The 8456-nt window shown below is 59.2% G+C and carries 6 protein-coding genes; 3 read left to right on the top strand and 3 right to left on the bottom strand.

What is annotated here, in order from left to right; all coding sequences use genetic code 11:
- Positions 1-457: 457 nt before the first annotated feature.
- Together AC0L3S_RS38325 and AC0L3S_RS38330 are read right to left on the bottom strand one after the other, a co-directional pair.
- Positions 458-1057, bottom strand: a complete 600-nt coding sequence (locus AC0L3S_RS38325; protein ID WP_473285049.1) for a PAS domain-containing protein — start codon at positions 1055-1057, stop codon at positions 458-460.
- 271 nt (positions 1058-1328) lie between these two features.
- Positions 1329-1502: a hypothetical protein gene (locus AC0L3S_RS38330; protein ID WP_473285051.1), complete on the bottom strand. Its 174-nt coding sequence runs from the start codon at positions 1500-1502 to the stop codon at positions 1329-1331.
- 259 nt (positions 1503-1761) lie between these two features.
- Between AC0L3S_RS38330 and AC0L3S_RS38335 the strand changes: the two genes are divergently transcribed.
- Positions 1762-1926, top strand: coding sequence for a hypothetical protein (locus AC0L3S_RS38335; RefSeq protein ID WP_473285053.1), 165 nt, complete (start codon positions 1762-1764; stop codon positions 1924-1926).
- A gap of 156 nt (positions 1927-2082) precedes the next feature.
- On the opposite strand, the gene AC0L3S_RS38340 is transcribed toward AC0L3S_RS38335, so the two are convergent.
- A complete protein-coding gene (locus AC0L3S_RS38340; RefSeq protein WP_473285055.1) occupies positions 2083-2415 on the bottom strand; it encodes a hypothetical protein in 333 nt (110 codons plus the stop codon).
- 814 nt (positions 2416-3229) lie between these two features.
- Between AC0L3S_RS38340 and AC0L3S_RS38345 the strand changes: the two genes are divergently transcribed.
- Entirely contained in the window at positions 3230-3439 is a 210-nt protein-coding gene (locus AC0L3S_RS38345; protein WP_473285059.1) for a GDCCVxC domain-containing (seleno)protein, read from the top strand.
- Positions 3440-5698: 2259 nt separating this feature from the next.
- The gene (locus AC0L3S_RS38350; protein ID WP_473285057.1) at positions 5699-6253 is read left to right on the top strand and encodes a hypothetical protein; all 555 of its coding nucleotides are present in this window, start codon (positions 5699-5701) and stop codon (positions 6251-6253) included.
- The last annotated feature ends 2203 nt before the right edge of the window (positions 6254-8456 follow it).

Genomic DNA, 8456 nt, shown 5'->3' on the forward strand with positions numbered 1-8456 from the left:
TCCCACCAGCCGAAGCCGAGCAACGCTACTACGCCATGCTGGAACAACAAGCTATGGCGGCATAACTTAAACCAAACAGTCTCCGGCAAACCCGGGGCGGTTCAGTACACCCCGCCACCGGGTTCCACGTGGCATCCGTTCACTCGATCGAAGTATCTGCCATTGCGCCTCTCCGCAAAGACCATCTAGGGCGCGTCCTAATTTTACACCCGAAGGGTTTCCAGAGAAGGAGTTGGTAGCGCGCACGCATTCGATGAGCGATCTCCTCAACGCGCGGTTGGAAGCCAATCGGCTTGCCCGGCGCGGACATGACGTGGCTGCCAACCATATGCGTGGTCACGGCGGACGGTCACATCGAGCCCCGCCAGGCCGACAACCTGCTGGACCAGGTCGGAGAGCTCTCGTACCGATTTCAATTCCTTGGATCAATCCAAAGGCGATGCCGGTTAATCGAACACTAAATCATCAGCATCGCTATCGCTCCCGTTCGCGTCGGCAGTCTATGAGAAAGCTCTCGGTCAATAACCGCGCGTACAGCCGGTGCCGTTACTAGGTCGGCACGCGTCATCAAGTCCCGGATTTCGAACCGGCCCTCGATGCTGATTGTTTTCAGAGAGGCGATTATTTCGGTGACCTCGCTACCGGCTCCGAACGGCAGGAAAAGCCGCTCATATTCCACCTTGTGCCCGGCAGCGTCCTCCAGTTCGGACACCGTGTAGATCGGGCATCGTCGTGCGACGCAGAGATGGTAAACCGGCATGACAGAAGGGGCCAATCGGGGGCCCACATATTCGTCCAGTCGGCGCCCCTTGCCGGTTTTGCCGTACGCGGCGGACATTCGGGTGCCTTCGCTTTCTATCGTGAGAACTGGCGGCCATTGGGCGGCATCGACGACGTAATAAACCAGGTCGTCTGCTTCTTCAGCAAGGCGGCCCGGCACATATTCTGAGACGGCGGGGAGGCCGTGCCCGCGCGCATAGAGCCGAAGCCAGGTGTTGAGTAGATCGCGTTGGCGGATCGCCCTCACGACCGCGGGCGCGGCGCTCTGAAAGTCCATAGCTAAGACGCCTCAAAGTTTGCGACGCAGCAGGCTTAGGGCCCCTCGGCTAAAGGCCGTTAGCATCTCGTGTTTGGTTAACATGTTTCCAAACACATTCGGCTGCAGCTGATCCGGCGGCGCCGCAGCGATCGGCGTGGCCAGAGTTGCCGCAATGCGAGGGGGGCGGGAGCGCAGTTTAGCGTCTCTCTGTCGCCCGCGTTGGCCAAGGGTCTGGTGATGACTACCAAAACACCGGCAGGGAGGAGGTGCGTTTGGTCGATGGGCACTGCTATTCGTAGCGATCAAAAATTCCGCGGCGGTTCCGCGCGTGCTCTGCAAGCTTGTCCCACTCTGCCGCCAGACGCAGCCATGCTTCCCGGGCATCTTCTGTCTCGGCGTCGTGCGCCATCTGGCGACATTCACCAGCGTTGCTCTTAAATCGGTCAGCATTGGGTTGAGACACGCGGCGCCTCCTTCCCTCCACAATGAAGGAGCGGAGGGCTTGTTCCCTCGGAAGGGAGGGCAGCGGAATGGCGCTCACTCGGGCGGGCGACTACTGCGAAGCGCAATCAAACTCCGTCACTCCCGACCGGTCAGGACGCCCAAAGTTTACTAAGCTTTAGGCCGGCAGGGCCAGTGTAGAAGCCTCGGCGAACATCTCACCCTTTTCTAGAATGCCACGACCGCCCACCAACGTTCCCAGCTATCTTGTACGAGCCGCCATGGACGCGATCCGAGGCGATCCGAACTATCACGCTAGTCCGGTGACCATTCTGAAGCTGATGCGCAAAGGTTGGGTCCAGACGAGGGCCGGCAAGGGTCTACGGAAATACCAGATCACCTCCGAGGGAGAAGAGGCGTTAAAAGCCAAGATGCGGACGTATTGACGGACGCCTGGGGGATTTTAAACGGCTCAGCGCGACCTTTCATTTTTGGCGCCATAGTTCGTGAGCCCGGATCGCGCGAACCTCACTATCAAGATCGCTTTGCCAATTCGGCCACGATCAAATCTCGCTTCTGTAAATAAGCCTTTTGGTTCTCAATCAGCATGTCGAGGTGGAGAACGCAAGAGCTAGATCGCGCCCCTCGCGCTTGCGCTGTGCGATGACCCTCTCTTGCTGGCTGATATGTTGCTCGCCTTGCCGGACACGGCGCTCGGCTAGGGTCAAACGCTGGGCCAGCCGCCAAAGCGGCCGCTCCTGCCTCCGCTCAGGCTCGAAGCGGGCGAGACGGCGTGAGCCACACCAAACTTCGACATGGTCTTCCGCCATCGCGGCAGAGCCTAGCTGTAGAGCCTCATCGACGTTGTTGCAGTCGATCTCTCCCGCGTTCAGTGTACTGCCGTCGTCGTCGAGCGTGAAGATGTAGCAGCGCATCGAAGTTTGGCAACTGGTGTTAAAGTCAGGAATTCGGACGCTTAGACGGTTCCACAGCATTCACCGGATTAAAACATTCCGGTGTCCCTTCTCGTTCCTGAAATAACTTCCAGCGGCGACATAAAGCTTAATTCGTGTCTTCGATTGCAACGGAGCTACGGGACGCTAGCCTCTCTGCACCGGACATTGCCCCGTCCGGGTTCACTATGGCGAGGTAATCGGGCCAAGTTACTCGGCGCGGCGGCTTCGTTCACCAGCGCGAGGCACCTTTGCGCAAACTGGTATTGGTCGTTATCGGCGTCGGCGTCTGGATCGCCTTGCTAGCGGCAGCCATCACGACGATTGCGCGCCTCAGCACCGATGCGAAAGAGCGCCGCGCCCAGAGTGGGGCGGCTCAGCACTCCAAAGCTCGCTGAAGTCCTCTTTACTGACACGAACCGCCGCCGGTCGTTTTGAGCGATCAAACCTGATCCGGCGCGACCTGACGCCGGCGCAGCGCGCGAAGCTGATCGCGAAGCGGAAGGCGGCCTATGAAGCGGTGCATCGGGAGACGCGAAGGGGCGGCGACCTCCGATCAAAATCCAAAGTTGGGACTTTGAACAGGAAGTCGTTGACGGCCGCGAAAAGCGGCCGGTCGCGGACAGCTGCCGCCCGCGACGCGACCCGCGCCCAGGCGCTAGGCACTGATCTGGACGCGGTCAGGATCGGTCGCCGACAATGCCCACACGGCAGAAGATCGGTACCAGCCTGTTTCCAACCTTCGAGCGACCTGAGGTTGATTTTTGAGCCGCCTATTTTGGTTTATAAACGCGGGATGATCTTGCGATCGACGATCACCTGCCCGAGCTGTGAGTACCAAGCTACTGAGGTTATGCCGACCGATGCTTGCCAGTTCCTCTATGACTGCGCTGGTTGCAGCACCCGGTTGAAGCCGAAGTCCGGGGATTGCTGCGTGTTCTGCTCTTACGCCGATGTTGCGTGTCCGCCGGTCCAAGAGAACGGCAAGGGCGCCTGTTGCAATTGAAGCTTCCTCAGTGCGCTACCGTAAGCAGCTTCAAGCAGGCACACCGAGCGGCAGTCCGGTTGAGCAACCGCAACAACAATCCGGCTTGCGCGGATCGTTTCGCCGGATAAGCTTCTCCTATTGACCGAAACGATTTCAGCACCTTGGGAGATTGCCATGAGGAACGACACAGCAGTGTTCGACGCTTTGCGTCTTGATCCGAACAGCGGACTTGCAGAACGGGCCGGTTGCCCTTGGGGCGACTTTTCCTGCGTCGGGCATGGTCGGCAACCATTTGTAAATGGTTCGTGGTGATTGTTTGGCGACATAGATCATGAGGCCCCATCTGGTTGGTTCGTACCGGCCCTTCGCCGACGCTATGCTCGGCTAGCGGCATGGATGGTGCGCGACAATCGATTGCCTGAGCCCAGCCGCTTGCCGGCACCTACGCGGGTTGAACGAGCCAGCCGAATTCCTGACAAGCCGCGGCGGCCGGCGCCGCCGCGGCTTTGAGCATTGCAGGTTAGCGAATGACAAACAATCGATCCGTGACGCGCCCTTGGTTGCCCGCCGAAGAGGCGGAGTTACTCTCCCTCTTCGACGCAGGCGCGACAGCTGAAGTGGCTGCCGAGCGGCTAGGCCGAACTCGGCAGGCAGTTTACGCACGCTTACAGCGGTTTCAAAAACAGCTTGGCCGATCTAGTAGAACGAGCGGGCAGCCCTTTTCGCAGTTGAAGAAAAGCGAAGATGCGTGCCCTCATAGGGCCAGCAACTCCGCTGTTTCCGTTATGGAAGCACGCCCGATAGAGGCAGGCTAAGCCACCGCTTTACTAACGCGCTCCCCTGATGCCGGCAGACGACCGGGCGCCGCTGATCCAGCGCGCCGCTGCCGCGCGAAAACGTTTCGGTTTGCTGCGGGCGTCACGCGGGAAGAACCGAAGCCCGCTTATTCCGAGCTAATCCGAACCTTCAAGGCGTTCCGTTCGGCGTTGCTGCGCACCAGCGCCACGCGGGGAGAAGCGGCTCCACATTGAGCACCGGCGGTGTCTTCACGCGACGCTCGCTCAATGTAGAGCTGGCCGGCACCAGCGTTTCGCAGCGAACACCACGGCAAGCATTGCTGTCGAAAACTGATGAAGCTCATCCATGGTGCAGTAAGCGGCGACAAAACTGCTTCTTTCCGAAGCATCGATCCCTTCAATAGAACACGGTTGATGAGACTGCACCGCGACTTAGCTCGCAGAGACGGGCCGCGCTGGCCACCTTGGGCGGAGGATTAAGTCCCGACGCCCAGCTCTCTGTAGGAGCCCCGCCGGCGCGATCCTAGGTCTTGTAGAGCAGTATGCCCAGCTCCCGCGCTTGTCTGCGGACTGAGCTCATGCGGCGGCCCAGCGCCTTGGCGACCTCCGTCGCCGTGCTGCGTCCATGGGCAAGGCGAGCGAGTTGGGCCAACTCTTCCGGTGTCCAGTCGCTCAGCGCCGGAGACGAAGTCGATGGGGTGCATACCTGAGGGCGCCGGATCATAATCAAATTTACTTCGGAAACTTGCCGTTTGCTAAGCCGAGCTGAGCTACGAGTTGGGCTCTCAGTTCCTCCTCAAGCTCCCGTATATGCTTCGCCGTGGCACCGCCAGGAAACTCTTCCGCTAACTGGCGGCAGTGCGCCAGCTTCCGCTGGATTGCCAAAATATCCTGGTCGGTTTCCATAGAGGTAACATCACAGGTGGACCGCGAAAGTTCAATGGGCCAAGCGAAATACTACCGAGATGATCTCTTATGGGACTAAGGTGTTGTAGAACCAGTATGCACGTGCCTTCAGGTTGCGGGCCTCAAATGCTGCTGTCCCCGGTCCGGGAGTGGCGGCAAAAGCACGGGATTTGCAATGCGGACAAACTGAAGTGCGGGACCACTCCTTCGGCAATCGATTGCGCAGTGCCATTTTTTCCCGCTGTAACAAACGCTTAAGCAGAATGTCGCGACCGCGCCACTAAGCGCCGCGACCGGCCTTCCACCGGAGGGCGATCGAAGGAGTGGGTCAAGGTCCAGAACCGGGCGCTTCCAGCGATGCGGGTGATGGACGCGCACAAGTAAGAGCGCCGCCTAGAACGCCAACCAGATGATGATCTTTGCGGCGAGCGTTGAGAGAACATACAGCCAAACAGTCATGGCCAGCTAAGCGACCATGCAGTAGCCCGCCCCAATAAACCAATCCAGCGAGCGCGAGGTCAGGACAGCCTTTTTCACCTCTGCTGAAATCATGAGTCCCTCGATTTATCGATCGATGAAAGACCGATATTTAGCGAGCGAGCCCGGAGTTCCAGGCAATAACATAGAGCAGGTCAAAACCGAAGCTCGCGTAACGCGCAAGAGCCCCGCGCGCGTCGGTTCAACGGATGCTGCACTGCCGTGGCAAGAAGCCGAAGCGCTTCTGACTGAGATCGACGAAAACCTGATCCGTCGTGACCTGACGCCGGCGCAGCGCGCGAAGCGGAAGGCGGCTTATGAAGCGGTCCACCCTGAAACGAAGCACGGCGCAACCGCGCGCGGTCGTGGAAAGAGTGGCCACCTTGGCCACTCTAACGAGAGGTTCACAGCCGACACTGCCGCCAATACCGGCATGCCTGAACGGACAGTTCGCCGCGACGCAACCCGCGCCAAGGAGCTAGGCCCCAATCTGGAGCGCATCGCCGGGACGTCGCTGGACAAGGCGCCGAACTGGACGCGCTCGCGGCGATGCCGACGGAACTCGCGCGCCGCTGATCCAGGGTGCAACCGCCGACGAGAAATGTCAGCGCACCAGCCGAGGCTTTCGACCCCTCTCGGCGCGCCGCCTTAACTTAGCTAAGTGCAGAAACGCTCCGAAGCAGATCTTATCGAGACGTGCTCGATAGGATACACTGAGGTCAAAATAGTGCGAGACGAGAGCCGGAAACTGCGCGAGGAAGCCCACGAGCTCCGCCTTGCTCTGGGAGAACAACGCATTCCTGCGACTACTAGCTCAAACCAAAGCGGCGATAACACCGTGCGGAGGTAAGGGCGCGGCGGATGATCCAACGTACGAGCATCGATTGATCTTCTCAACGGGTTTGCGTCGCCGTTCCAGAATTAACCCACGCTGGCAGCATCAAGCTTAATTTCCGAGTTCGATTGCGCTGGTCATGACGGCGGCTACAGTGAAGCACCGGACATTGCCCTCGTCTGGAACCCCATGGCGGAGCCGTCGCGCCATCATACTCGGCGCGGCGGCTTCGTTTGTCCCGCTACGTGCGCGAGTTTGATTTGAAGAGGCCGTCCCAACAGGAACCCCTCGATCTCATCGAAATGCGTCGACAGATCATCTCCCTGCGAAACCGGCACTCTGACAATCTCCGGGTTACGTACCTTTTCAACAGACTGCTGATCAAGATTGCATCTCTCGTTGAACCGGAGAGCCTTGCTCACGCGGAGCGGTTACGGGAAGCCTTCGCCCGGACAATGACAGATGTGGAGACCATCATGAGAGAGCGCCACACCGAGCCGCACGGTAAGGCTAACGAGTAGACCAGATTGCAGAATGCCACCGGTAGGTTGAAGCTACCTTAGTCGCGAAGTCGTCCTCGTTTCGCGTATCGATGCCTTCGCGGCGAGGGGCCGCGGCCTCTCCGTCGGCGGCCCCGCCCACCTGATGCTAGCCTCGGAGCGAACGTGTTCGTTGAATGGGTGGGCGTTGAACGGCGACGGGTCGCGCAGCAGTAAGGCTGTCGTCAGGTTTTGCGCCTATTCACATGCGGACTATCTTCTTTCCTACATGCGGGGTCGGAGCCATTCAATTCTCAGACGAAACGTTTCTTAATCACATCGATTTGCCGCCTCGTCATCGCAACGCGCTCAAGATCGAGGGCGTCAAACCGAAGCTAACGGTGGCGGCCGAACCACCATCAATCATCGAGCCGCAGTCACAGCCAAAGAAGACGACCGCGACCCATCAGGCGCAAAGACGTGGTCCACCGCGAAAGGTGGCCCTTCAATCCGTTTCGAAGAAGCGACCGAAGTCGGAATGAGTGCATCGTATAGCTTCCGTGGATGAGCTACCTCACGGAGGCGAGTCCAACGCCGAAATGGTTAGCCCACACGCTGGCGCACGCAGATTCGTGAATTGCAATCGAGCATCTGGACTTCGGACATGCAGACCGGTGCCACATCGCGTAAAGCTCCTTCGGCGCGCAATTTCTGTGGCCGGACCCTCCTCCGGACCCAAGGATGGACCCATTCATTACTGATCGCCAATGGCGCCGTTCAGAGCGACGGCGACAAAGCCCACGTACGGTGGCATTCCGATAGTGCTGCTGGCTTCCTAGGGATGGGGGAGTAAATCGCTTACACGTGACCTTTCTGAGCTTCGGTCTGTCTGTCCGCGGTTGAGAACGGTACCGTCCGCATGTCTTAGGCTGACGTTGGACGGGAACCGTATCGAGGCGAGAGCAGATACGGCCCCCCTTGATCATGGCTCTTCCGCTGTTTCGTCACCCGGCGCGGACTTCATCTGTGACCGCGCTTATCAGGTACGCTTCCACAATGACCGAAGTATCTGACCTCGCCACGCCCTTGGGCTGTCAGTTGCTCAACTTGAGCAGGACATTGCTGCCATTGAAGTGAGGTTCGAACGCTTTCGGCCAGATCGGCGGCTGACTGCTGTTTGAGCTTCGATCGGATAAAAGTACCGGCCTTCAAGGATTTCATCCTCCTTTCGGGGTCGCCGCCTTCGGGCGCCCCAGCGGTTCAGTTGGGCGCACTGAGAGGCGCCCCCTACTAAGCAGTCGGGCTAGCATCTATTTAGCGATCGGCAGCCCCGGCCGCTAGTCTTCAGTCTCACTTCCGCCGGCTCACAAGATCGGCGAGGTTTCTGTTTCACTCAGAGAAAATTCGATCATCACTGGGTCGAGAGGCGAACGCCGAATAACTCAGTGCTACCCCGCTTAAAACGTATCCCTCCGGCGGCGGCCGCCTTGTTTAGTTTGGGAGGCGGCCCGAGGATTTGACCTTAAGTCTAGCTTTAAGGT

It is taken from the genome of Bradyrhizobium sp. Ken01 (assembly GCF_055807355.1).